The sequence below is a fragment of the Kribbella ginsengisoli genome (genome assembly GCF_039537185.1).
Classification (GTDB): domain Bacteria; phylum Actinomycetota; class Actinomycetes; order Propionibacteriales; family Kribbellaceae; genus Kribbella; species Kribbella koreensis.
The window spans coordinates 297,208-320,139 of record NZ_BAABAA010000001.1 but is presented as its reverse complement, the minus strand read 5'-3'; the positions used below and the strand labels follow the sequence as shown (position 1 = coordinate 320,139).

Sequence of the window (22,932 nt, the reverse complement as noted above, 5' to 3'; positions counted from 1 at the left end):
GATGGCGTTCGCGGTCGCACGCACGAGGGACGAGGCGTTTCTCTACCTCGAGCTGCAGCCCTGCCCGGACTGCGGTTCGGTCGAGGCACCCTGGCAGCATGCGCTGATCGAGGTCGACGGCGAGCTGGTCATCAGTTATGCCGCGGTCTGTCCTGGTTGCGACGCGGAGCGCGAGTACCTCTTCGGGCTGCCGGCCCGGGAGACGGCGCCGGATTCCTGGCCGGCCTTCGGGGGTACGGAGCCTTCGGAGCTGCTCGACGCCGGTCAGTGGATGGCGGTGGCCGATCAGGCTGCGGGCAACGTGCCGGTGGAGCCGGGCGAGGCACGGGTCGCGCTGTCGATCGCGCGGGCGGCGGTCGGTGAGGTGATCAAATTCGTGCCGGCCGGGCTGGACGGCGTACCGGCGGATGCGTTCTGGACGCCGGAAGGCCGCCGGGTATTCGACGCCGAACCGGGTAGGTTCCGGCTGGACCGCCTGCTGGTGGTCCAGGACACGTATTCCGAACTCGTACGGGAAACAGGAGCGAACTAACCGATGCTGACCGCAAGGACACTGGCCGAGGCGCAGGTCTACGTGAGCTTGTCGACGGTGGTCGACGAGTCGCTACCGGCCGTCGCGCCGGCCCCGATCGAGCCGGGCGTGAACTCCGTCGAGGGCGAGGACGCCTGGACGCTGACCACGACGGCCGGCGAGATCGTGGTGCCGTACGTGACCGAGCAGGCGGCCAGGACGGTCGGCTCGCGCTACGGCCTCGGGGTCTCGCAGCTCGTCGACGCGGCGCAATGGGTGCTGGTCGCGGAGGCCTACGCGCGCCGGGCGCTGACCGCGGACCTGGCGTACACCGGTCAGCCGGACCAGGACCGGTACAGCGTCGAGCTGAACTGGGAGTTCGCCGCGGATGCGGTCGGCGAGGCGCTGAAGTTCCTGCCGGAGGGCGCCGAGGACGTGCCCGAGGCGGGCGTGTGGTCCGACCTGGGCACCCGGACCCGTGCGAAGAACCCGCAGATGCTCACCCGCGGCAAGCTGGTCGACGACCTGCAGTACTACCGCGGCACCCTCGACGACTTCCGCGCCCTCTACGGCCCCGCCTGACCCTCATCGGCCTGGGCCGGGTCAACCGGCGTCCGGCGGGTCGGTGAGCTCGATCCGGATCGCGCGGGCGTCCACCCCCGCCTGTTCCAGCACCTTCTGCTTCGGATCGGCCACCCCGAGAAAGGGTGGCCGGACCAGCGGCCGCAGCGCCTTCAGCCGCGGATCCTCCAGCACGGTGTCGATCGCCTTGCGGTCTCCCCCACAGACCAGTACGTCGAGCTTGGCCGGCGCCAGAATCCGTACCGCCACCTCGGTCGCCGCATTGAACGCCTCCCGGGCCTGGTTGTCCCGCCGCCGCGCAAACCGCTGCTGCGACCACCCACCGGCCTTGGTGGTCCCCTGCACGTGCCGGGACCCGACCTTCGAGTCGATCAACTTGCCTCCGTCGAAGACACCCGCGCCGTAGCCTCCTCGGCGTACCAGCAAGACCCCCAGCCGCCGGTCCTTGAGCACATGCGCGACCAGCCCCTCCGCGCTCAGCTCCTCCAACGGCCCGAACGGCACGACGATCTCCGCCTGCGCCCCGTCCTCCGCGACCGCACTCAACCGCTCCGCCGTCACGTCGTACGACGTCATCCCGTGCCGCTCACTGAAGCCCGTCAACCACCGCTCCAGCCGCTCAGGCCCCACCGACACGATTCGAGTCACCCGCCGACGCTAACCCATGGCATGCGAAAGCCCGGGCCACCTGACCCGGGCTCTCACGGACTGGAGATGTTGCTCAGACGTTGAAGCCGAGCGCGCGCAGCTGGTCGCGGCCGTCGTCCGTGATCTTCTCCGGGCCCCACGGCGGCATCCAGACCCAGTTGATCCGGAAGTCGTTGACCAGGCCGTCCAGCGACATCCGAGTCTGGTCCTCGATCACGTCGGTCAGCGGGCAGGCCGCGGACGTCAGCGTCATGTCGATGATCGCGGTGTTGCTGTCGTCCACGGTCACGCCGTAGATCAGGCCGAGGTCGACGACGTTGATCCCGAGCTCGGGGTCGACGACGTCCTTGAGCGCCTCGGTGACGTCCTCGACGGCGACCGGAGACGTACCAGCCGGCTGCGCGGCCGCCTCGAGGTCGACCTCGGGCAGCTCGATCTTCTCGTCGGTCTGGTCAGACATTGTTTGCTCCTTCTTTCTTCGCCTCGGACTTCGCCAGCGCCTGGGCGGTGGCGTCGCGCCAGGCCGACCAGCCCAGCAGTGCGCATTTCACCCTTGCCGGGAACTGCGCGACACCCGCGAAGGCGACGCCGTCTTCCAGAACCTCTTCGTCCGGTTCGACATTCCCCCGGCCCTGCATCAGTTCCAGGAACTTCTCGTACGTCGCCATGCCCTCGGCGACCGGCTTGCCGATCACCAGGTCGCTCATCACCGACGTGGCCGCCTGGCTGATCGAGCAGCCGACGCTCTGGTGCGTCACACCGGTCACGGTGTCCCCGTCGAGCTCGACGCGCAGCGTGACCTCGTCCCCGCAGGACGGGTTCACGTGGTGCACCTCCACGTCGTACGGGTCCGACAGCCCCGCGTGGTGCGGGCTGCGGTAGTGATCCAGGATGATCTCTTGGTACAGGCTGTCGAGCTGCATATCAGTCCACCTTGAAGAATGACCGGACGAAGCCGAGGCCGTCGACGAGCGCGTCGATCTCGGCGGGAGTCGTGTACAGGTAGAAAGACGCTCTGGTCGACGATTGCATTCCGAACCGCTCGTGCACCGGACGCGCGCAGTGGTGCCCGGCCCGGACGGCGATGCCGCGAGTGTCCAGCACGGTCGACACATCGTGCGGGTGCACGCCGTCGAGCTCGAAGCTGATCGCGCCACCGCGGTCGGCGATGTCGGTCGGCCCGAGGATCTTCAGCCCCGGCACGGTCTGCAGCCCCTCCAGCGCGTACGCCGTGATGGCCTGTTCGTGCGCCGCGACCTTCTCCATCCCGACACCGGCCAGGTAGTCGAGTGCCGCGCCGAGTCCGACGGCCTGCGCGATCGGCGGCGTACCGGCCTCGAAACGCGCCGGCGGCGGGGCATAGGTCGAGCCGGTCATCCGGACGACCTCGATCATCTCGCCACCACCGAGGAACGGCGGCAGCTCGGCAAGCAGGTCGTACCGGCCCCAGAGCACGCCGATCCCGGTCGGCCCAACGGCCTTGTGACCGGTGAAGGCGAGCAGATCGGCACCGAGCGTGGACACGTCGACCGGGAACTGCGGGACGGCCTGCGAAGCGTCGACCACCACGGTCGCGCCGACCGCATGGGCCTTGGCGGCGATGTCGGAGATCGGGTTGATCGTGCCGAGCGCGTTCGACACCCAGGTCAGCGAGACGACCTTGGTGTGCTCGTTGATCAGCTCCTCGATGTTGCCGAGGTCGAGCCGGCCCTCGTCGGTGACGCCGAACCAGCGCAGCGTCGCGCCGGTCCGCTCACAGGCGAGCTGCCACGGGACGATGTTGCTGTGGTGCTCCATCTCGGTGATGAGCACCTCGTCCCCCGGCTTGAGCGACGCGCCGAGCGTGTGCGCGGCCAGGTTGAGCGCCTCGGAGGCGTTCTTGGTGAAGACGATCTCGTCCCGGTTGGTCGCGCCGATGAAGGCCGCCACCTTGTCCCGGCCGCCTTCGTACGCCGCGGTCGCCTCGGCCCCGAGCTGGTGCATCGCGCGGGCCACGTTGGCGTTGTGGATCAGGTAGTGATCCTCGATCGCCTTGACCACCTGGCGCGGCTTCTGCGAGGAGTTCGCCGAGTCGAGGTAGACCAGCGGGTACCCGCCGGCCAACTCGCGCGCGAGGATGGGGAAGTCCGCCCGGACCGATTGCAGGTCCAGCGGACTGCTGAAGGTCCGGGCGTCGCTCATGCCTTGGCGCCTGTCTTCAGGAACCGCTCGTAGCCGTTGGCCTCGAGCTCGTCGGCCAACTCCGGGCCACCCTCTTCGGCGACCTTGCCGTCGACGAACACGTGCACGAAGTCCGGCTTGATGTAGCGCAGGATCCGGGTGTAGTGGGTGATCAGCAGAACGCCCTTGTCACCCTTCTCGGCGAACCGGTTGACGCCGGTGGAGACGATCTTCAGCGCGTCGATGTCGAGGCCGGAGTCGGTCTCGTCGAGGATCGCGATCTTCGGGTCGAGCAGCTCGAGCTGGACGATCTCGTGCCGCTTCTTCTCACCACCGGAGAAGCCCTCGTTCACGTTCCGGGTGCCGAAGTCGGCGTCCATGTCCAGGTCGGCCAGCGCCTTGTTGACGTCCTTGACCCAGGTGCGCAGCTTCGGCGCCTCGCCGTCGATCGCGGTCTTGGCGGTGCGCAGGAAGTTCGACACCGACACACCGGGGACCTCGACCGGGTACTGCATGGCCAGGAACAGGCCGGCCCGGGCGCGCTCGTCGACGGCCATGTCCAGCACGTTCTCGCCGTCCAGCGTCACGGTGCCGCTGGTGACGTTGTACTTCGGGTGGCCGGCGATCGAGTACGCCAGCGTGGACTTGCCGGAACCGTTCGGGCCCATGATCGCGTGCGTCTGACCACCGGCGATGGTCAGGTCGACGCCGCGCAGGATCTCCTTCGGGCCGTTCTCGGTGTCGACCGACACGTGCAGGTCGCGGATCTCGAGTGTCGCCATGGGGTTTTCTATCTCCGTCTTTACTAGGAAGCCTGGTTCAGGGGGTTCTTGACGTCGACCAGCAGATCGTCGCCGTCGACACGCACCGGGTAGACCGGCACCGGGTCGTAGGCCGGCAGGCTGAGCGGCTCGCCGGTCTTCAGACTGAAGCGCGAGCCGTGCAGCCAGCACTCGATCTCGCAGTTGCCGACGTCGCCCTCGGACAGCTGGATCTGCGCGTGCGAGCACTCGTCGCGGACGGCGAAGTACTGGCCCTCGCTCTTCACGACGGCCACCTCCACCCCGCCGACCTCGGTGGCGACGACCCCTTCGTCGGGGACGTCGGCCACCGCGCACGCGCGTTCGAACGAGTCGCTCATGCTCAGGCCTTGGCCGCCGCGCTCAGCTCGGCCGCGCGGGCCAGCTTCTGCTCGATCACGTCGTGCAGGTGCTCGGTCACCTCGGGCACGCCGATCCGGCCGATGATGTCGTTGAAGAAGCCGGACACCACCAGTCGCCGGGCCTCGTCCTCGGGGATGCCGCGAGCCTGCAGGTAGAACAGCTGCTCGTCGTCGAACCGGCCGGTCGCCGAGGCGTGCCCGGCACCCTCGATCTCGCCGGTCTCGATCTCCAGGTTCGGCACCGAGTCGGCGCGGGCGCCGTCGGTGAGCACCAGGTTCCGGTTCAGCTCGAAGGTGTTGGTGCCCTCGGCCGCGGCCCGGATCAGCACGTCGCCGATCCACACCGAGCGGGCGTCGTCACCGGCGAGCGCGCCCTTGTAGAGCACGTTCGACTTGCAGTTGATCGCCTCGTGGTCGACGAACAGCCGGTTCTCGTGGTGCTGGTTGGTCTCCGCGAAGTACACGCCGAGCAGTTCGGCGTCGCCACCCGGACCGGCGTACCGGACGTTGGTGGACAGCCGGACGATCTTGCCCCCGAGCGTGACGGCCACGTGGTTGAGCTTGGCGTCGCGGCCGATCACGGCGTCGTGCTGGCCGACGTGGATCGACTCGTTGTCGCCCTGCTGGATCGACACGACCCGCAGCTCCGCGCCGTCGCCGACCACGATCTCGACGTTGCCGGCGTACTCGCCGCTGCCGGTGTGGTCGATGATCACGGTCGCCCGGCTGTGCCGGCCGGCCTCGATCACCAGGTGGCCGAAGCCGCGGCCGCCGAGGCTGGCCACGTTCACGTGCACCGGCTCGGACAGCTCGGCCTCGGCCGGGATCCGGACGGCATGGGTCTCGGCGGCCTGGTTCCAGGCGACGGCCGCGATCCGGTCCTGCGGGGTGAGCGCCTTGACGGCGTCGGCCGCGATGCCCTCGAGGACGATGCCCTCGGGGCCGCGCCCGTCGATCTTCGGGGTCTCGGTGCCGGCCTCGTCGGCGAACAGCGCCTTGAGGGCCTTGACCGGGGTGAAGCGCCACTCCTCTTCACGGCCGTTCGGCACCGGGAAGTCGGCCACGTCGTACGACGTGGTCCGCTCGCTCCGGGCCTGCAACGGCACCGGCGAACCCGGTCCGTGGGAGTGCGCCTGGTTACCGGTCGCAACCAGGGTTTCGGTGGCTGACATCAGCCGACGGCCCCTTCCATCTGCAGCTCGATCAGTCGGTTCAGTTCCAGCGCGTACTCCATCGGGAGCTCGCGGGCGATCGGCTCGATGAAGCCGCGGACGATCATCGCCATCGCCTCGTCCTCCGCCATCCCCCGGCTCATCAGGTAGAAGAGCTGGTCGTCGCTGACCTTCGAGACGGTCGCCTCGTGGCCCATCGCGACGTCGTCCTCGCGGACGTCGACGTACGGGTAGGTGTCGGAGCGGCTGATCGTGTCGATCAGCAGCGCGTCACAGCGCACCGTGGACTTGCTGTGGTGCGCGCCCGGCGCGACCTCGACCAGACCCCGGTACGACGTCCGGCCACCGCCGCGGGCGACCGACTTGGAGATGATCGAGCTGGACGTGTACGGCGCGTTGTGCACCATCTTGGAGCCGGCGTCTTGGTGCTGGCCCTCGCCGGCGAACGCGATCGACAGCGTCTCGCCCTTGGCGTGCTCGCCCATCAGGTACACGGCCGGGTACTTCATCGTCACTTTGGAACCGATGTTGCCGTCGATCCACTCCATCGTCGCGCCCTCTTCGCAGGTGGCGCGCTTGGTGACCAGGTTGTAGACGTTGTTCGACCAGTTCTGGATCGTCGTGTAGCGGCAGCGGGCGCCCTTCTTCACGATGATCTCGACCACGGCCGAGTGCAGCGAGTCCGACTTGTAGATCGGCGCCGTACAGCCCTCGACGTAGTGCACGTAGGCGTCCTCGTCGACGATGATCAGGGTCCGCTCGAACTGGCCCATGTTCTCGGTGTTGATCCGGAAGTAGGCCTGCAGCGGGATGTCCACCTTGACGCCCTTGGGCACGTAGATGAACGAGCCGCCGGACCAGACCGCCGTGTTCAGCGCGGCGAACTTGTTGTCGCCGACCGGGATGACCGAGCCGAAGTACTCCTGGAACAGCTCCGGGTGCTCGCGCAGGCCGGTGTCGGTGTCCATGAAGATGACGCCCTGCGCCTCCAGGTCCTCGCGGATCTGGTGGTAGACGACCTCCGACTCGTACTGCGCGGCGACGCCGGCGACCAGGCGCTGCTTCTCCGCCTCCGGGATGCCGAGCTTGTCGTAGGTGTTCTTGATGTCCTCGGGCAGCTCGTCCCAGCTGGTGGCCTGCTTCTCCGTCGAGCGGACGAAGTACTTGATGTTGTCGAAGTCGATCCCGGACAGGTCCGCGCCCCACGACGGCATCGGCTTGCGGTCGAAGAGCTTCAGGCCCTTCATCCGCAGGTCCAGCATCCACTCCGGCTCGTTCTTCAGCGTCGAGATGCCGCGCACCACATCGGCGCTGAGGCCTCGCTTGGCGATGGATCCGGCAGCGTCACTGTCGGACCAGCCGAACTTGTACGTGCCGAGCCCTTCGAGCTCGGGGTGAGCGGTTTGCGTCATCGAGTGGTCCTCGCAGATTCGCTGTCGGATACAGGGGAAACCGGTGCCGGGGCACCGGGAATGTGCGTCGTGCAGACACCGTCGCCGTGGGCGATGGTGGCCAGCCGCTGGACGTGCCGGCCGAGGAGTCTCGAGAACACCTCGGTCTCGGCCTCGCACAGCTGCGGGAACTGCTCGGCCACGTGCGCGACCGGGCAGTGGTGCTGGCACAGTTGCTCGCCGGCACCGGCTTGCATGGTCGAGGCGGCGTAACCGTCCGCGGTGAGCGCCTTGGCCAGTACCTGCGCCTTGTCGCTCTCGGGAGCGGCCGCCAGCAGCTCCCGGTACCGCGTCTCCACGTCAGCCACCCGTTGCCGGGCGAACTCCACGACGGCCTCGTCGCCACCGGACTCCGCGATGAAGCGGAGGGCGGTCGCGGCCAGGTCGTCGTAGGCCTGGTGGAAGTCGTGCCGGCCGGTGTCGGTCAGCACGAAGACCTTGGCGGGACGGCCACGGCCGCGGGGGCCGTAGACGCGCTCCTCGCGGCTCTCGACCAGGCCCGCTTCGAGCAGGTGGTCGAGGTGCCGGCGGACCGCCGCCGGGGTCAGTTCGAGTCGCTCGGCCAGCACCGCGGCGCTGGACGGCCCGTTGGTCAGGATCGAGCGGGCGACCCGGTCCCGGGTGGACTCGTCCCGCGCGACAGCGGTGCCCTCAGGGGCTGTGCTGGTCTGCGCGGAAGTTTTCACAACATCAGTGTCACCTAATTGCCGGAGCCCTTCAAATAAGGCTGCCCTAACCGGTTCACACCGCCGCGCCTGCCACTTGGGGTGACCGTGAGCAGCGTCACGTCAAGGCGTTTACTACGCTGCACTTGTGCCAGTCGCGGTGGAGATCGACAACCTCGTCGTCCGGTACGGCGAGAAGGCCGCTGTCGACGGGCTCAGTCTCACCGTAACCGGCGCAACAGTGACGTCCGTGCTCGGCCCCAACGGAGCCGGCAAGACGACCACGGTGGAGACCTGCGAAGGCTTCCGCCGGCCGGACTCGGGTCAGGTCCGGGTGCTCGGACTCGACCCGATCGCCGACCATGACGAGCTGATGCCCCGGATCGGCGTGATGCTGCAGGAGGGCGGCGCCTGGTCGGGAGTCCGCGCGCTGGAGATGCTCCGGTACGTCGCTTCGCTGCACAGTCATCCGCTGGAGTTGGCGGCTCTGGTCGAGCGACTCGATCTGGGTACTTGTGGGCGTACGCCGTACCGGCGGCTGTCCGGTGGGCAGAAGCAGCGGCTGTCGCTGGCGATGGCGATCGTCGGGCGGCCGGAGATCGTCTTCCTCGACGAGCCGACCACCGGGCTGGACCCGCACGGGCGCCGGGAGATCTGGCAGCTGATCCGGGACCTGCGCGACGACGGGGTCACTGTCGTGCTGACCACGCATGCGATGGACGAGGCGGAGCAACTGTCCGACCAGGTGCACGTGGTGTCGGCCGGCAAGGTGATCGCCTCCGGCAGCCCCGACGTACTGACCGAGCACGGCGCCAAGTCGCTCGAAGATGTGTACCTGGCGCTGACGGCTCGGGAGCGCACCAAGTGAGCATTGCTGTGCTTTCGGCCTCGCCTTCGGCTCGGCGGGTCATCGGGCTGAACTCCCGGTCCTCCCTCGTCGCTTCGCTCCTCAGTCCAGACCGGGAGGCCCGATGACCACGTATGCACCTCATCCGCAAAGTGCTCCGTGGCCGCGCAAGGTCTACTCGCATGCGGTGATGGAGTTCCGGCTGCTACTGCGTAACGGGGAGCAGTTGCTGCTTGCTCTGGTGATCCCGTTGGGGTTGTTGCTGCTTCTGGGCGGCACTGGGCTGGGTGACCGGTTGCCGCTCGGGGACGGGCCGGCGGTGGACCTCGCGGTACCGCGGGTGCTGGCATTGGCAGTGTTGTCGACGTCGTTCACGTCGCTGGCCATCGCTACTGGGTTCGAGCGGCGGTACGGGGTCATCAAGCGGCTGGGGGCCTCTCCCCTGTCCCGCACTGGGCTGCTGGCCGGGAAGATCGGGTCGGTCCTGGCGATCCAGGTGATCCAGCTGACAGTGCTGATCGGTGCTGGGTTCGCGCTGGGGTGGAAGCCGGTCGGTGGAGCTACTGCCGTCGTTGGCGTCGTACTGATGGTGCTGTGCGGTACTGCGGCCTTCGCGTCGCTCGGGTTGCTGATGGCCGGCGTACTGCGGGCCGAGGCAACCCTGGCAGCGGCGAACCTCCTGTACCTGCTGCTGTTGGTCGGCGGGGCCATCATGACGCCGGTCGAGGAGTACCCCGAGAGCATGCAGGGCGTAGTACGGCTACTGCCGAGTGCTGCGCTCGCCAACGGACTGGCGAACTCCACCCTGGAAGGCGTTGTGCCGTGGGCCGCCGCACTGTCCCTGGCGCTCTGGGCGGCGGTGCTCGGATACCTGGTGTCCCGGACCTTCCGGTGGGACTGAGCAGAGCCTTCTCTAGAGTGTGCCGGTGACCACGGAAGCGCCCGCCCACCCGACCGAGCCCGTCAGCGGATTCTGGCGACTGGTGCCAGAGCCGAGTCTGGACGTCGTCCGCCGCTGGGGCTGGGCCTCGGTGATCGTCAACATCGGCATCGTGGTGACCGGCGGACTGGTCCGGCTGACCGGCTCCGGACTGGGCTGCCCGACCTGGCCGTCCTGCACCGACGAGTCGTACGTCCCGCACAGCGCGCTCGGGTACCACGGCGCGATCGAGTTCGGGAACCGGATGCTCGGGTTCGTGGTCGCCGCGGTCGCGATCTGCACCTGGCTCGTCGTGATGCGGTACCGGCCCCGGCGTACCGACCTGCGCCGGCTCGCGACGGCGGCCGCACTAGGTGTGCCTCTGCAGGCCGTCATCGGTGGAATCAGCGTTCTCACCGGCCTCAACCCGTGGATCGTGTCGGCGCACTTCCTGGTGTCGCCGATCATCATCACGCTGACCGTGGCGATGATGCGGCGATCGCGGACCAGTCCTTATCCGCACACTCCCCCAGTGGTCCGGGCGCTGGCAACCGCTTCTGTGGTGTGCGTCTGGCTGACCGTTGCCCTCGGCACTGTCGTCACCGGTGCCGGGCCGCACTCAGGAGACCCGGAGACCGGCCGCAATGGCTTCGACCCAGAGATCATCAGCCAGCTGCACTCTGACAGCGTGTTCGCGCTGCTGGGTGTCTCGATCGCGCTGGTGATCGCGACCCGCGTGACGGCGACCTCCCGCACCCTGCGCAAGCTCGCTGCCTGGTTGCTGGCGGTAGAGCTGTTACAGGGTGCGGTCGGCTTCACTCAGTACTTCACCGGCCTGCCGTGGGGTCTGGTACTGGTCCACATGTTCATGGCCGGTCTGCTGATCGCTCTGGTCACCGCGGTGTACGGCGAACGCGGAACGCCGGCTACTTGATCCGGTAGATCGCTCCCGGGCCGAAGAGCGGCGATGACACGAACACATCGCCCCACTTGTTGATCGCCGCACCGGCCGGCAGGACGAGCTTGCCCTTGGCAAGTTCCTTCTTGTAGCCGGCCTTGTGGTTGCGACCCTGGTACTGCAGGTAGAGCGAGCCGATCACCGGTTCGGTGCTGGGTCCCTCGGCTGCGAGCCAGGTGGCCTTGGCCAACTCGACCACTGCGATGGTGCCGTGCGGCCCGCCGGCCAGGTCGACGATCGAGGTGTAGCCATCGGCGTACCGCTTGCAGTTGCCCTTGTTGGGCTTCAGCGGGTCGCAGACCGCGTTGACCGAGCCTGGTTTGATCCGCCAGATCTCCGACGTCCCTGCCGTCGCGGGGAAGCCACGCAGCTCGCCCACGTAGTAGTAGCCGTCGGATCCCACGGTCACCGACGTGGCAACGGCCTCGGCCGGCATCAGCTGACCACCGAACTCAGCCGGTGCCTTGACGACGCGCGGCTTCAGCCGGGCCACCGTCTTGATCTTGCCGTTCGGCCAGACGCGCAGCAGGTCGTTGCCCGCCGCATCGGAGACCAGGACGGTCCCGTCACGCAACGCAGCCACGCCGAACGGATTCGACTCGGTCGGCTCGTCGGCCAGGTTGTACGGATCCGGGTCGTGTGCCTGGTACTTCGCGATGTTCGCCACCGCGAGCGGTGCCTTACCCGGCCGCATCCGGAACAGGGTCGCGCCACCTGGCGGAAGCGGCTGACCAGGCTCACCACCGGCGCCCGTCAGCGCGTACGTCCTGCCCCACCGATCGGTATCGATCGCCGGTGGGAAGCCGCCCGGCACGGTACCGAGCTTCTTGATCCCCTTGTTGGTCGCATACCCCCAGGCCTCGTAGACCGACCCGTCGCCGACGCTGTAGACGATCTTGGACCCCTTGGCCGCAACCCCTCGCGGCCCGTTCAGCCCGGTTACTACCGGCTTAAGGCTGCTGTGTCCCCCAGTACCTTCAGCCTGCCCCGCCACGAGCCCCGACCCAACCAAGGCCACCACGGCCACAGCCGCTATTCGTACCGTTCTCCCTCGCACTACTGCCCCCTACATTCCCCGTCCCCCCAGCGTGGAGCCGCCCCCCACGGACCCTTCATGGCAACACCGCATCCCTTCCGGGTCAACGGGAAAGCACACCGCCACCACCCGTGTACCGACGGCACATAGGCCGATGAGGCAACCACCCCTGCCCCAACGGGCACCTTGTGTACGCGGGGTTCGCGGGGTGCGTGGCCGGCCACGTGAGGCCGGTGTGGATGCGGGGTGCTCGCGGTGAGGGACTGTGGTGCGCGGTCTGAGCCGATGGGTCACCTTGCCAAGGCGGCTCGTGTCCCGGGGCGGCGATGGCAAGGCCGGTCGAGGGGCAAGCGGGGAGGCTTTTACGCCCTATCCGGGCCATTTGGCACCCCAGCGGCGAGGAGAATCCTCCCCAACCCACCGAGCTGACCAATCCACGGGGATAAGCGGCAACAACCTTGCACCCAGCGACGACCAATCACCAACAACGTGATCCCGCAGCCGATCACACGCCCCGGCGGGTGTTCGTGGGGTTGGACGGCGGCTTGTTCGGCCGCTGGCGGCCTGTAGGGCGTCAGCGGGCGAAGAAACGGTGTTCGCTGACGGGTTTGGTGTCGATGGCGTGATGCTTGACGCCAGCGGTACGAAGACCTGGCAGTGGGAGGGCGAACTGGCTGCGCCGGACCCATCCCGGGCCGAAAACCCGTCAATGGCGGGTGGAGTACTTGGTGGATGGTCGGCGACGCGATCCAGAGCACCTCGGCCGCACCGACCCGCAAGTACTAGCGAAGCAGCGGGTCGATGGCTGCGGCGATGAAGAGGAGGGCCAGGTAGATGTTGGAGAAGTGGAACAGGCGCATCGGGCGGAGGGCTGCTCCGTCGGCGCCGGTGTTGGCCCGGGCGAGGAGGGCGAAGGCTTCGCGGAGGAAGACGACGCCTAGGACAACAGCAGCCAAGGGATAGACCCAGCCGGTACCGCCGACCGGCCACAGCGCGATCGACGTGATGACCATGACGATCGAGTAGACGAGGATCTGGCGGGCCGTCTGGACCGCGGTGGCGACTACCGGGAGCATCGGGACGTCCACGGAGGCGTAGTCCTCGCGGTAGCGCATCGCCAGCGCCCAGGTGTGCGGCGGCGTCCAGAAGAAGACCACTCCGAAGAGCACCAGCGGGGTCCAGGCAAGCGAGCCGGTAACCGAGGTCCAGCCGATCAGGGTCGGGAAACAGCCCGCGATCCCGCCCCAGACGATGTTCTGGACGGTACGGCGCTTCAGCACCATCGTGTAGCCGAAGACGTAGAACGCGTTCGCCGCCAGCGCGAGCAGCGACGAGAGCCAGTTGACCAGCAGGCCGAGCTCGATCGTCGCCAGGATGCCCAGGACGATGCCGAAGACGGTCGCCGAGCGCGGGCTGACCGCGTGCCGGGGCAACGGACGGCGGCGGGTACGGCGCATCTGCTCGTCGATGTCGCGGTCGAGCACGCAGTTGATCGTGTTCGCGCTACCGGCGGCCAGGATCCCACCGACCAGGGTGGCGGCGACGACACCCAGCCCGGGGACTCCCCCGGCGGCCAGGAACATCACCGGCACGGTGGTGATCAGCAGGAGCTCGATGATGCGCGGCTTGGTCAGACCGACGTACGCCTTGATCACGTCGCGTACCGACGGACCGGGCACCTCGAGGGCTGGGTCCAACGGGAGCGGCGCCGGGTACGACGTCGTCGCGGCTGGACGCGGGTCGACGGCCGTCACGAACACCTCGAACTGAGTGGGTTGACGCCGGGGACCGGCGCTGACGGTTCGACAGTCTACGACGGCCCGTAGGAGTCCTTTGCACCCACCCGTACCGGGGTGTCGCCGGCCCGCCGGTGACAGTCCGCCGGACAACCGTGGCGGGTAAGTAACGCGCCCGTCGGACAGCGGTAATCAAGCTGTGGAATAAGGAGCGTGGACACCGTCGAGAGGGGTACCGATGTGATCTGCCAGACGCCGCGGCCGACCGGGGAACAACGACGCCCCGGTCCCGGTTGCGGAGGTATGAAGGGCTCGGGACGACTGGGCGAGTAGGCTCGCTCACGGTGACGCGAGGGGGCGCGACGGCGTGGGACGCAAGCGTCCGGCCGGATCCTCGAGCGTCAGTGTCTGCAGTGTCAGCAGCTATCGAGAGGAGCGCCGCCGGCGTGACGGAGAAGACCAGCCCCAAGCTTGACTGGACCGAGCTCGACAAGCGCGCGGTCGACACCGTGCGGGTCCTCGCGCTGGACGCCGTGGAGAAGGTCGGCAACGGCCACCCCGGTACGGCGATGAGCCTCGCCCCGGCAGCGTATCTGCTGTTCCAGAAGGTGATGCGGCACAACCCCGCCGACCCGCACTGGGCCGGCCGCGACCGGTTCGTCCTCTCGGCCGGGCACTCCAGCCTGACCCTCTACATCCAGCTCTACCTGGCCGGTTTCGGCCTGGAGCTCGACGACCTGAAGTCGCTCCGTACCTGGGGCAGCGCGACTCCTGGCCACCCGGAGTACAGCCACACCCCCGGCGTCGAGACCACCACCGGTCCGCTGGGCCAGGGCGTCGGCAACGCGGTCGGCATGGCGATGGCCGCCCGTCGTGAGCGCGGCCTGTTCGACCCGGACACGGCCAAGGGCGAAAGCCTGTTCGACCACCAGGTGTACGTGATCGCTTCCGACGGCGACCTGGAGGAGGGCGTTTCGTCCGAGGCCTCCTCGCTCGCCGGCCACCAGAAGCTCGGCAACCTGACGGTCATCTACGACGCGAACAAGATCTCCATCGAGGACGACACCAACATCGCGTTCTCCGAGGACGTCGCCGCCCGCTACGCGGCGTACGGCTGGGACGTCCACGACGTCGACTGGACCAACGGCGGCACCGGCTACGAGGAAGACGTCCAGGCCCTGTACGACGCGATCGAGGCCGGCCGCGCCGTCACCGACAAGCCGACCTTCATCCGGCTGCACACGATCATCGGCTGGCCGGCCCCGAACGCGCAGAACACCGGCAAGATCCACGGCTCGGCCGCGGGTGCCGCCGAGGTGGCCGCCACCAAGACCGTCCTCGGCTTCGACCCGGAGCAGTCGTTCGAGGTGGCCGACGACGTGATCGCGCACACTCGCAAGGCGGTTGAGCGCGGCAAGGCGGAGCAGGCCGAGTGGACCACGAAGTACGACGCGTGGCGCCAGGCCTCCCCCGACCAGGCCGCCCTGTTCGACCGGCTGGGCAAGCGCGAGCTTCCGGCCGGCTGGAAGGACGCGCTGCCGAGCTGGGACGCCGACGCCAAGGGTGTCGCCACCCGCGCCGCATCCGGCGAGGTGCTGACCAAGATCGCGCCGGAGCTGCCCGAGCTGTGGGGCGGGTCGGCCGACCTGGCCGGCTCCAACAACACGACTCCGAAGGGCCAGCCGTCGTTCATCCCGGCTGAGCACGCCACCAAGGAGTTCCAGGGCAACGAGTACGGCCGCGTGCTGCACTTCGGCATCCGCGAGCACGGCATGGGTTCGGTGCTGAACGGGATCGCCCTGCACGGCGGCACCCGTCCGTACGGCGGTACCTTCCTGGTCTTCAGCGACTACATGCGCCCGTCGGTCCGGCTGGCCGCGCTGATGAAGCTGCCGGTCACCTACGTATGGACGCACGACTCGATCGGGCTCGGCGAGGACGGCCCGACCCACCAGCCTGTGGAGCACCTGGCCGCTCTGCGCGCGATCCCCGGCCTGGACGTGGTCCGCCCGGCCGACGCGAACGAGACGGCCGCCGCGTGGGCGACCATCCTCGAGCACACCGACCGCCCGGCCGGCCTGGTGCTGACCCGGCAGAACGTCCCGACGTACCCGCGCGGTACCGACGGCTACGCGACCACGGAGAACGTGCACAAGGGCGGCTACACGCTGCTAGACACGGACGGCACCCCCGACGTGATCCTGATCGGCACCGGCTCGGAGGTCCAGCTGGCCGTCGAGGCGAGCAAGACGCTGGCGGCCGAGGGCATCAAGGCCCGGGTCGTCTCGCTGGTGTCGCGTGAGTGGTTCGACGAGCAGGACGACGAGTACCGCAACTCGGTCATCCCGGTCGACGTCCGGGCCCGCGTCTCGGTCGAGGCGGGCATCAAGCTCGGCTGGCGCGAGCTGGTGGGCGACGCCGGGCGCAGTGTCAGCCTGGAGCACTACGGCGCTTCGGCCGACTACAAGAAGCTGTACACGGAGTTCGGCATCACGGCCGAAGCCGTCGTACAGGCAGCGAAGGACAGCATCGCCGCGGCAGCCGAGCTCGGTGGCAGCGGTGTACCGGCAGGACGTGCCGCGGCCGGGCCAGTGGGTCCGGCAGACACCTACGCCGCCAACTAAGCAACCACAACAGAACATTTCGGAGGCTTCGGACATGACCGATCGTTTGAAAGACCTCGCCGACGCCGGCGTTTCCATCTGGCTCGACGACCTGTCCCGGCAGCGGCTGACCAGCGGCAGCCTGGCGAACCTGATCCACGACCAGCACGTCAGCGGGGTGACCACCAACCCGACCATCTTCGCCAAGGCGATCTCCGACGCCGACGCGTACGCCGAGCAGGTCAACCGCCTGGGCGCCGAGGGCGTCTCGACCGACCAGGCGATCCGGGTGATCACCACCGACGACGTGCGGGACGCGGCCGACCTGTTCAAGCCCGTGTACGACGACACCGACGGTGTCGACGGCCGGGTCTCGATCGAGGTGGAGCCGGGCCTGGCCCGCGACACCGCCAAGACGATCGCCCAGGCCAAGGAGCTGTGGGCGACCGTCGGCCGGGAGAACGTCTTCGTCAAGATCCCGGCGACCAAGGAAGGCATCCCGGCGATCACCGAGACGCTGGCGAACGGGATCAGCGTGAACGTGACGCTGATCTTCTCCCTCGAGCGCTACAAGGCGGTCGTGGACGCGTTCCTGAGCGGCGTCGAGAAGGCGATCGACAACGGCCACGACGTGACCAAGCTGGCCAGCGTCGCGTCGTTCTTCGTCAGCCGGGTCGACACCGAGATCGACAAGCGCCTCGATGCCATCGGCACCGACGCGGCGTTGGCCCTGAAGGGCAAGGCCGCGATCGCCAACGCGCGGCTGGCCTACGAGGTGTTCGAGGAGGTCTTCGCCTCCGACCGCTGGCGCGAGATCGAGACCACCGGCGCCAAGGTCCAGCGGCCGCTGTGGGCCTCCACGGGCGTGAAGGACCCGGCGTACAAGGACACCCTGTACGTCGAGGAGCTGGTGGTCGGCAACGTCGTCAACACGATGCCGCAGGCAACGATGGACGCCTTCGCCGACCACGGTGAGGTCCGTGGCGACACCGTCACCGGCGACTACGACGGTGACCGCAAGGTGATCGCCGACCTGGAGAAGCTCGGCATCTCCTACGACGAGGTCGTGCAGCTGCTCGAGGACGAGGGCGTCAGCAAGTTCGACGTCTCCTGGACCGAGCTGCAGAACACCGTCACCGCGGCGCTGAAGGCGGCCGCGAAGTGACCGAGCCGGCTGTTTCCACTGCGAACGGCGAATGGGCCGAGACGATCGACCGGCTGGTGTCGGAGAAGATCGCCTCCCGGATCGCCGCGAAGGACGCGACCATCTGGGGCCCGGATGCCGAGTCCGAGTCCGCGATCCGGCTGAACTGGGTCGACCTGCACGACACCTCGCGGCCGCTGCTGGCCGAGATCGAGGCGCTGCAGGCCGACCTGCGGGCCGAGGGCCTGGACCGGATCGTGCTGGCCGGCATGGGCGGCTCGTCGCTGGCCCCCGAGGTCATCACCCGTACCGCGGGTGTGGAGCTCGTGGTCCTCGACTCGACCAACCCGAGCGTGATCGCCCGGGCGCTGGCCGGTGACCTGCAGCGCACCGTGATCGTGGTGTCGAGCAAGTCCGGCGGCACCGTCGAGACCGACAGCCAGCGGCGCGTGTTCGTCAAGGCGTTCACCGACGCGGGCATCGACGCGGCCTCCCGGGTCATCGTCGTGACCGACCCGGGTTCGCCGTTCGAGAAGCTGGCGGCCGACGAGGGCTACCGCAAGACCTTCTTCGCCGACCCGAACGTCGGCGGGCGGTACAGCGCGCTGACCGCCTTCGGACTCGTTCCCTCGGCTCTCGCCGGGGCCGACGTGGCCGAGCTGCTGGACCAGGCCGCTGAGGCGGCTCCTGCGCTCCAGGCCGACTCCGTCGACAACCCGGCGCTCGTGCTGGGCGCAGTACTGGCTGCCAGCGGTGGCCGGGACAAGGCGATCGTGGCCGCTGAAGGCTCCGACATCGTCGGGTTCCCGGACTGGGCCGAGCAGCTGATCGCGGAGAGCACCGGCAAGCTCGGCAAGGGCGTCCTGCCGGTCGCGGTGAAGGGTGTCCACGCACCTGAGCTCAACAGCGACTGGCCGGATATCGTCCACGCGCTGCTGGCCGACAAGGCGAACAGCGGCGTACCGACTGCTCTGACGTCGGGTTCGCTCGGTGGGCAGTTCCTGCTGTGGGAGACGGCGACCGCGGTGGCCGGCTACCTGCTCGGGATCAACCCGTTCGACCAGCCGGACGTCGAGAGCGCCAAGAAGGCCGCTCGCGGTCTGCTCGACGCTCAGCCGGAGCCGGAGGCGGCCGCCTTCACCGACGGCGCGATCGAGGTCCGGGGCACGGACGGCCTGCTCGACGGTGTCGACACCGTCTCGGGTGCGCTCGACTCGCTGCTGGGTCAGCTCGGCGAGGATGGGTACGTCGCTGTCATGGCGTACCTCGACTCCGAGCGGGACGAGAAGCTGCACGCGATCCGGCCCGCGCTGGCGAGCAGGACGCAGCGTCCGGTCACCTTCGGCTGGGGACCGCGCTTCCTGCACTCCACCGGGCAGTACCACAAGGGCGGCCACCCGCAGGGTGTCTTCCTGCAGATCACCACCTCGGAGTCGTCCGACGTGGAGATCCCGGACCGTCCGTTCAGCTTCGGCACGCTCATCTCGGCCCAGGCCGCGGGCGACGCCGGCGTACTGGCCGACCGTGGCCGTCCCGTACTACGGCTGCACCTCACCGACCCCGCCACCGGTGTAGCGCAGCTCATCTCCCTACTCGACGCACCCGACAAATCGGAGGCTGGCGGCGCATGACTCTGCTTTTGGCCTCGTCTGCGGCTCGGCGGGTCATGAGGCTGAACTCCTGGCCTTCCCTCGTCGCTTCGCTCCTCAGTCCAGTCCAGGAGGCCTCATGACCGAGCTCGCTGAGGAATCGACGGGACCGGTGAACCCGCTGCGGGATCCCCAGGACCGGCGGCTTCCGAGGATCGCCGGGCCTTGCAGCCTGGTCATCTTCGGCGTCACCGGTGACCTGGCCCGCAAGAAGCTGATGCCGGCGGTGTACGACCTGGCGAACCGGGGCCTGTTGCCGCCCGGCTTCGCGCTGGTCGGCTTCGCCCGCCGCGACTTCACCAACCAGGACTTCGCCCAGATCGTGCACGACTCGGTGAAGGAGCACGCCCGGACCCCCTTCCGGGAGGAGGTCTGGCAGCAGCTCGCCGAGGGCTTCCGGTTCGTCCCCGGCGACCTGACCGACGACGAGGCGTTCAAGCGGCTCAAGGAGACGGTCGACGAGCTCGACGTCAACCGCGGTACGGGTGGCAACCACGCGTTCTACCTGTCCATCCCGCCGGGCCTGTTCCCGCAGGTCGTGCAGCAGCTGAACGAGCACGGCCTGACCAAGGAGACGCCGGGATCGTGGCGCCGGGTGGTGATCGAGAAGCCGTTCGGGCACGACCTGAAGAGCGCTCGTGAGCTCAACCAGGTGGTCGAGTCGGTCTTCCCGCCCGAGGCGGTCTTCCGGATCGACCACTACCTGGGCAAGGAGACCGTCCAGAACATGCTGGCGCTGCGGTTCGCCAACGCCATGTTCGAGCCGGTCTGGAACAGCCACTACGTCGACCACGTGCAGATCACGATGGCCGAGGACATCGGCATCGGCGGCCGCGCCGGGTACTACGACGGCATCGGCGCCGCCCGGGACGTGATCCAGAACCACCTGCTTCAGCTGCTCGCGCTGATCGCGATGGAGGAGCCGGTCTCCTTCGACGCGTGGTCGCTGCGGCAGGAGAAGAAGAAGGTGCTCGCGGCGGTCAAGCTGCCCGAGGACCTCAGCCTGCACACCGCACGCGGCCAGTACGCCGCCGGCTGGGCCGGTGGTGTCAAGGTCAAGGGCTACCTGCAGGAAGACGGCATCCCGAAGGACTCGGCGACCGAGACCTTCGCCGCGCTGCGCGTTGACGTCGACACCCGCCGGTGGGCCGGCGTCCCGTTCTACCTGCGGACCGGCAAGCGGCTCGGCCGTCGCGTCACCGAGGTGGCTGTGATGTTCAAGCGCGCGCCGCACCTGCCGTTCACCAAGACGGAGACCGAGGAGCTCGGCCAGAACGCCCTGGTGATGCGGATCCAGCCGGACGAGGGCATCACGATGCGGTTCGGCGCCAAGGTGCCCGGCACGATGATGGAGATCCGGGACGTGAACATGGACTTCGCGTACGGCGGCTCCTTCACCGAGTCGTCGCCGGAGGCCTACGAGCGGCTGATCCTGGACGTGCTGCTCGGCGACCCGCCGTTGTTCCCGCAGCACACCGAGGTGGAGCTGGGCTGGAAGATCCTCGACCCGGTGATCAACTACTGGGCCGAGCACGGCAAGCCCGAGCAGTACGAGTCGGGCGCCTGGGGCCCCACGTCCGCCCACGAGATGCTCGCCCGCGACGGACGCGCTTGGAGGCGGCCATGATCATCGACCTCACCAACACGACGTCCAGCGAGATCGCGTCGGCGCTGCTGCGAGCCCGCCGCAACGCCGGCTCACCGGCGATGGGCATGGTCGGCACGATCGTGGTGGTCGTCGACGAGGCGTCCCACCACGACGCGATGAAGGCCGCGAACGAGGCCGGCCGCGAGCACCCTTCGCGGGTGCTGGTGGCGATACTGCGTCCGGGCCGGGGCGCGGGTGGATTGGACGCCGAGGTACGGGTCGGCGAAGGCATTCCTGGCGAGGCTGTGCTGCTGCGGCTGCACGGTGAGCTCGCCAAGGTGCCAGAGTCGGTCATCACCCCGCTGCTGCTGCCCGACTCCCCCGTCATCGTCTGGTGGCCGGGTGGCGGGCCGAAGGTGCCGCACGAGGACCCGCTGGGTGCGTTGGGCCGTCGCCGGGTGACCGACGCGGCTGCTGGTCGCCGGGCCGCGGTGGACTTCCCGGCGCGCGCCGAGGGCTATGCGCCGGGCGACACGGACTTCGCGTGGTCGCGGCTAACCCCGTGGCGGGCGCTGATGGCTGCTGCGCTCGACCAGTACCCGACGAATGTGTCCGGGGCCGAGGTGGTGTCGGCGAAGGGCAACGCGTCGGCGGATTTGATGGCGGCTTGGCTGCAGTGCCGTCTCGGCGTACCGGTGGAGCAGCGGAACTCGCGAGGGCCGGGCATTACCGCAGTACGGATGTTCACGCCGGCCGGGCCGATCGCGCTGACGCGGCCGGACGGTGCGGTGGCGACGTTCAGCATCCCTGGTCAGCCGGACCGGCCGGTGGCGCTGAAGCGGCGGAACACGTCCGAGCTGCTGAGCGAGGAGCTGCGGCGGCTGGACCCCGACGACGTGTACGCGCAGACGCTGGCGTGCATGGTCAAGCGGGAGAACATGCCGGAGTCGGCCAAGGTCGTCAGCGAGGCCGATCGCCGGTCCGCGCAGACGGCGGCCGAGAAGGCGGCCCGGCGTACGGCAACACCGGCGAAGACCGCCTCGCCTGAGCTCGAGGCGCACGCGGCCGGGACCCGGAAGACGGCGCCGAAGAAGCCTGGCGCGAAGAAGGCCGCCGCCACCAAGGCAGTGGTCCGCAAGGCGAGCGCGGCGGTGAAGTCGGCCCGGAAGTCGGTGGCAGCCAAGAAGGCGGCGCCGGCCAAGACGACGGCCACCGCGAAGAAGACCACCGCCAAGAAGGCGACGGCCAAGAAGAGCACGAGCAAGAGGGTGGCAGGACGGTCATGACCGAGCCGTCGATCCTGATCAACCGCGACGCCGAGGGCCTGGCCCACGCCGTCGCGGCCAGGCTGATCACCAAGCTGGCCGACGCCCAGAGCAACGGCGGGGTCGCGCAGGTCGTACTGACCGGCGGCCGCGTCGCTGCGGTGGTCTACAAGGCCGTGGCGGATTCACCGGCCCGTACTGCGATCGACTGGGGCCGAGTCGAGTTCTGGTGGGGCGACGAGCGCTTCCTGCCCGAGGGCGACCCGGAGCGCAACGAGACGCAGGCGTGGGACGCGCTGCTGTCCCATGTGCCGGTCGACAAGGCGCTGGTGCACCCGATGCCCGCTGACAGCGGTCAAGGCGCTGAGGCGGCCGCTGCGGCGTACGCCGAGACGCTGGCGGCCGCGGCTGGTCCGCGTGACGGCGCTGTCGACAGTGAGAGCGATGGGCCGGCGTTCGGGGACGGCGTACCGGCGTTCGACGTACTGATGCTCGGTGTCGGGCCGGACGGCCATGTCGCGTCGCTGTTCCCCGAGAACCCGGCACGGGTCGTCGTGGACAGCTCGACGGTCGCGGTGTTCGACTCCCCCAAGCCACCGCCGACCCGGGTCTCGCTCACCTTCCCGGCGCTGGCGAACGCACGGGAGACCTGGTTCGTGGTCTCCGGCGAGGACAAGGCGGACGCGGTCGCCGACGCTCTGTCCGGCACCAGCGATCTGCCGGCGGCGATCCCGCAAGGGATCGACCGGACCCTGTGGCTGATCGACGACGCAGCCGCGTCGAAGCTCGCCAGGAACTGAAGTACCGAAGGCCCGCTGCTCTTTCAGGCAGCGGGT

The 22,932-nt window shown here is 68.8% G+C and carries 22 protein-coding genes; 11 read left to right on the top strand and 11 right to left on the bottom strand.

What is annotated here, in order from left to right:
• Position 1: 1 nt before the first annotated feature.
• A complete protein-coding gene (locus ABD768_RS01335) occupies positions 2–532 on the top strand; it encodes a hypothetical protein (protein ID WP_343972337.1) in 531 nt (176 codons plus the stop codon).
• A gap of 3 nt (positions 533–535) precedes the next feature.
• On the top strand, positions 536–1,093 hold the full coding sequence (locus tag ABD768_RS01330; RefSeq protein ID WP_344836399.1) for a hypothetical protein: 558 nt from the start codon (positions 536–538) through the stop codon (positions 1,091–1,093).
• A 21-nt stretch (positions 1,094–1,114) separates the two neighbouring features.
• Here the strand turns inward: ABD768_RS01330 and ABD768_RS01325 are convergent, their stop codons facing one another.
• From ABD768_RS01325 to ABD768_RS01285, 9 genes are all read right to left on the bottom strand, one after another.
• Positions 1,115–1,741, bottom strand: coding sequence for an acVLRF1 family peptidyl-tRNA hydrolase (locus ABD768_RS01325; RefSeq protein ID WP_344836397.1), 627 nt, complete (start codon positions 1,739–1,741; stop codon positions 1,115–1,117).
• 73 nt (positions 1,742–1,814) lie between these two features.
• Entirely contained in the window at positions 1,815–2,171 is a 357-nt protein-coding gene (locus tag ABD768_RS01320; protein ID WP_425552112.1) for a metal-sulfur cluster assembly factor, read from the bottom strand.
• Between the two features lie 22 nt (positions 2,172–2,193).
• On the bottom strand, positions 2,194–2,664 hold the full coding sequence (gene sufU / locus ABD768_RS01315) for a Fe-S cluster assembly sulfur transfer protein SufU (protein ID WP_343972348.1): 471 nt from the start codon (positions 2,662–2,664) through the stop codon (positions 2,194–2,196).
• A gap of 1 nt (position 2,665) precedes the next feature.
• Positions 2,666–3,922, bottom strand: coding sequence for a cysteine desulfurase (locus tag ABD768_RS01310; protein ID WP_344836396.1), 1,257 nt, complete (start codon positions 3,920–3,922; stop codon positions 2,666–2,668).
• On the bottom strand, positions 3,919–4,683 hold the full coding sequence (sufC, locus tag ABD768_RS01305; protein WP_343972353.1) for a Fe-S cluster assembly ATPase SufC: 765 nt from the start codon (positions 4,681–4,683) through the stop codon (positions 3,919–3,921). The genes ABD768_RS01310 and sufC overlap by 4 nt, the downstream gene beginning before the upstream one ends.
• Before the next feature lie 23 nt (positions 4,684–4,706).
• The gene (locus tag ABD768_RS01300) at positions 4,707–5,042 is read right to left on the bottom strand and encodes a non-heme iron oxygenase ferredoxin subunit (RefSeq protein WP_328324176.1); all 336 of its coding nucleotides are present in this window, start codon (positions 5,040–5,042) and stop codon (positions 4,707–4,709) included.
• 2 nt (positions 5,043–5,044) lie between these two features.
• Positions 5,045–6,235 (bottom strand): Fe-S cluster assembly protein SufD, encoded by a 1,191-nt coding sequence (gene sufD, locus ABD768_RS01295; protein WP_344836392.1) that lies wholly within the window; start codon positions 6,233–6,235, stop codon positions 5,045–5,047.
• The gene (gene sufB / locus ABD768_RS01290; RefSeq protein ID WP_343972359.1) at positions 6,235–7,647 is read right to left on the bottom strand and encodes a Fe-S cluster assembly protein SufB; all 1,413 of its coding nucleotides are present in this window, start codon (positions 7,645–7,647) and stop codon (positions 6,235–6,237) included. The genes sufD and sufB overlap by 1 nt, the downstream gene beginning before the upstream one ends.
• Positions 7,644–8,372: a helix-turn-helix transcriptional regulator gene (locus tag ABD768_RS01285; RefSeq protein WP_344836389.1), complete on the bottom strand. Its 729-nt coding sequence runs from the start codon at positions 8,370–8,372 to the stop codon at positions 7,644–7,646. The genes sufB and ABD768_RS01285 overlap by 4 nt, the downstream gene beginning before the upstream one ends.
• 127 nt (positions 8,373–8,499) lie before the next feature.
• On the opposite strand from ABD768_RS01285, the gene ABD768_RS01280 reads away from it, so the two are divergent.
• The 3 genes from ABD768_RS01280 (at position 8,500) to ABD768_RS01270 (ending at position 11,051) form a co-directional block, all read left to right on the top strand.
• Positions 8,500–9,219: an ABC transporter ATP-binding protein gene (locus ABD768_RS01280; protein WP_344836386.1), complete on the top strand. Its 720-nt coding sequence runs from the start codon at positions 8,500–8,502 to the stop codon at positions 9,217–9,219.
• A 103-nt stretch (positions 9,220–9,322) separates the two neighbouring features.
• Positions 9,323–10,099 carry an ABC transporter permease gene (locus ABD768_RS01275; RefSeq protein ID WP_343972365.1) on the top strand — a complete coding sequence of 259 codons (777 nt, stop codon included), beginning with the start codon at positions 9,323–9,325 and terminating at the stop codon, positions 10,097–10,099.
• A gap of 25 nt (positions 10,100–10,124) precedes the next feature.
• Positions 10,125–11,051 (top strand): COX15/CtaA family protein, encoded by a 927-nt coding sequence (locus tag ABD768_RS01270; RefSeq protein WP_344836384.1) that lies wholly within the window; start codon positions 10,125–10,127, stop codon positions 11,049–11,051.
• Here the strand turns inward: ABD768_RS01270 and ABD768_RS01265 are convergent.
• Positions 11,044–12,069, bottom strand: coding sequence for a ScyD/ScyE family protein (locus ABD768_RS01265; RefSeq protein ID WP_344836381.1), 1,026 nt, complete (start codon positions 12,067–12,069; stop codon positions 11,044–11,046). The two genes, ABD768_RS01270 and ABD768_RS01265, sit on opposite strands and share 8 nt — an antisense overlap.
• Positions 12,070–12,893: 824 nt before the next feature.
• Positions 12,894–13,865, bottom strand: coding sequence for a heme o synthase (locus tag ABD768_RS01260; RefSeq protein WP_425552107.1), 972 nt, complete (start codon positions 13,863–13,865; stop codon positions 12,894–12,896).
• 428 nt (positions 13,866–14,293) lie between these two features.
• Between ABD768_RS01260 and tkt the strand changes: the two genes are divergently transcribed.
• The 6 genes from tkt to pgl all read left to right on the top strand — a co-directional run bounded on the left by tkt (position 14,294) and on the right by pgl (position 22,896).
• Entirely contained in the window at positions 14,294–16,471 is a 2,178-nt protein-coding gene (gene tkt, locus ABD768_RS01255; RefSeq protein WP_343972374.1) for a transketolase, read from the top strand.
• A gap of 34 nt (positions 16,472–16,505) precedes the next feature.
• Positions 16,506–17,615 (top strand): transaldolase, encoded by a 1,110-nt coding sequence (gene tal, locus ABD768_RS01250; RefSeq protein ID WP_344836378.1) that lies wholly within the window; start codon positions 16,506–16,508, stop codon positions 17,613–17,615.
• Entirely contained in the window at positions 17,612–19,225 is a 1,614-nt protein-coding gene (locus ABD768_RS01245; protein ID WP_344836376.1) for a glucose-6-phosphate isomerase, read from the top strand. Before tal ends, ABD768_RS01245 begins: the two co-directional genes overlap by 4 nt.
• Positions 19,226–19,322: 97 nt before the next feature.
• Complete coding sequence (gene zwf / locus ABD768_RS01240) at positions 19,323–20,870, top strand: glucose-6-phosphate dehydrogenase (RefSeq protein WP_343972383.1); 1,548 nt, start codon at positions 19,323–19,325, stop codon at positions 20,868–20,870.
• Positions 20,867–22,117 (top strand): glucose-6-phosphate dehydrogenase assembly protein OpcA, encoded by a 1,251-nt coding sequence (locus ABD768_RS01235; RefSeq protein WP_344836373.1) that lies wholly within the window; start codon positions 20,867–20,869, stop codon positions 22,115–22,117. Before zwf ends, ABD768_RS01235 begins: the two co-directional genes overlap by 4 nt.
• Positions 22,114–22,896 (top strand): 6-phosphogluconolactonase, encoded by a 783-nt coding sequence (pgl, locus tag ABD768_RS01230; protein ID WP_344836370.1) that lies wholly within the window; start codon positions 22,114–22,116, stop codon positions 22,894–22,896. The genes ABD768_RS01235 and pgl overlap by 4 nt, the downstream gene beginning before the upstream one ends.
• Positions 22,897–22,932 lie beyond the last annotated feature (36 nt).

Coding starts and splice junctions, on each gene's coding strand:
- pgl (WP_344836370.1), top strand. CDS start 22,114: ATGACCGAGCCGTCGATCCTGATCAACCGCGACGCCGAGGGCCTGGCC.
- zwf (WP_343972383.1), top strand. CDS start 19,323: ATGACCGAGCTCGCTGAGGAATCGACGGGACCGGTGAACCCGCTGCGG.
- ABD768_RS01330 (WP_344836399.1), top strand. CDS start 536: ATGCTGACCGCAAGGACACTGGCCGAGGCGCAGGTCTACGTGAGCTTG.
- ABD768_RS01310 (WP_344836396.1), bottom strand. CDS start 3,922: ATGAGCGACGCCCGGACCTTCAGCAGTCCGCTGGACCTGCAATCGGTC.
- ABD768_RS01235 (WP_344836373.1), top strand. CDS start 20,867: ATGATCATCGACCTCACCAACACGACGTCCAGCGAGATCGCGTCGGCG.
- sufB (WP_343972359.1), bottom strand. CDS start 7,647: ATGACGCAAACCGCTCACCCCGAGCTCGAAGGGCTCGGCACGTACAAG.
- tal (WP_344836378.1), top strand. CDS start 16,506: ATGACCGATCGTTTGAAAGACCTCGCCGACGCCGGCGTTTCCATCTGG.
- ABD768_RS01335 (WP_343972337.1), top strand. CDS start 2: ATGGCGTTCGCGGTCGCACGCACGAGGGACGAGGCGTTTCTCTACCTC.
- ABD768_RS01275 (WP_343972365.1), top strand. CDS start 9,323: ATGACCACGTATGCACCTCATCCGCAAAGTGCTCCGTGGCCGCGCAAG.
- ABD768_RS01300 (WP_328324176.1), bottom strand. CDS start 5,042: ATGAGCGACTCGTTCGAACGCGCGTGCGCGGTGGCCGACGTCCCCGAC.
- sufD (WP_344836392.1), bottom strand. CDS start 6,235: ATGTCAGCCACCGAAACCCTGGTTGCGACCGGTAACCAGGCGCACTCC.
- sufC (WP_343972353.1), bottom strand. CDS start 4,683: ATGGCGACACTCGAGATCCGCGACCTGCACGTGTCGGTCGACACCGAG.
- sufU (WP_343972348.1), bottom strand. CDS start 2,664: ATGCAGCTCGACAGCCTGTACCAAGAGATCATCCTGGATCACTACCGC.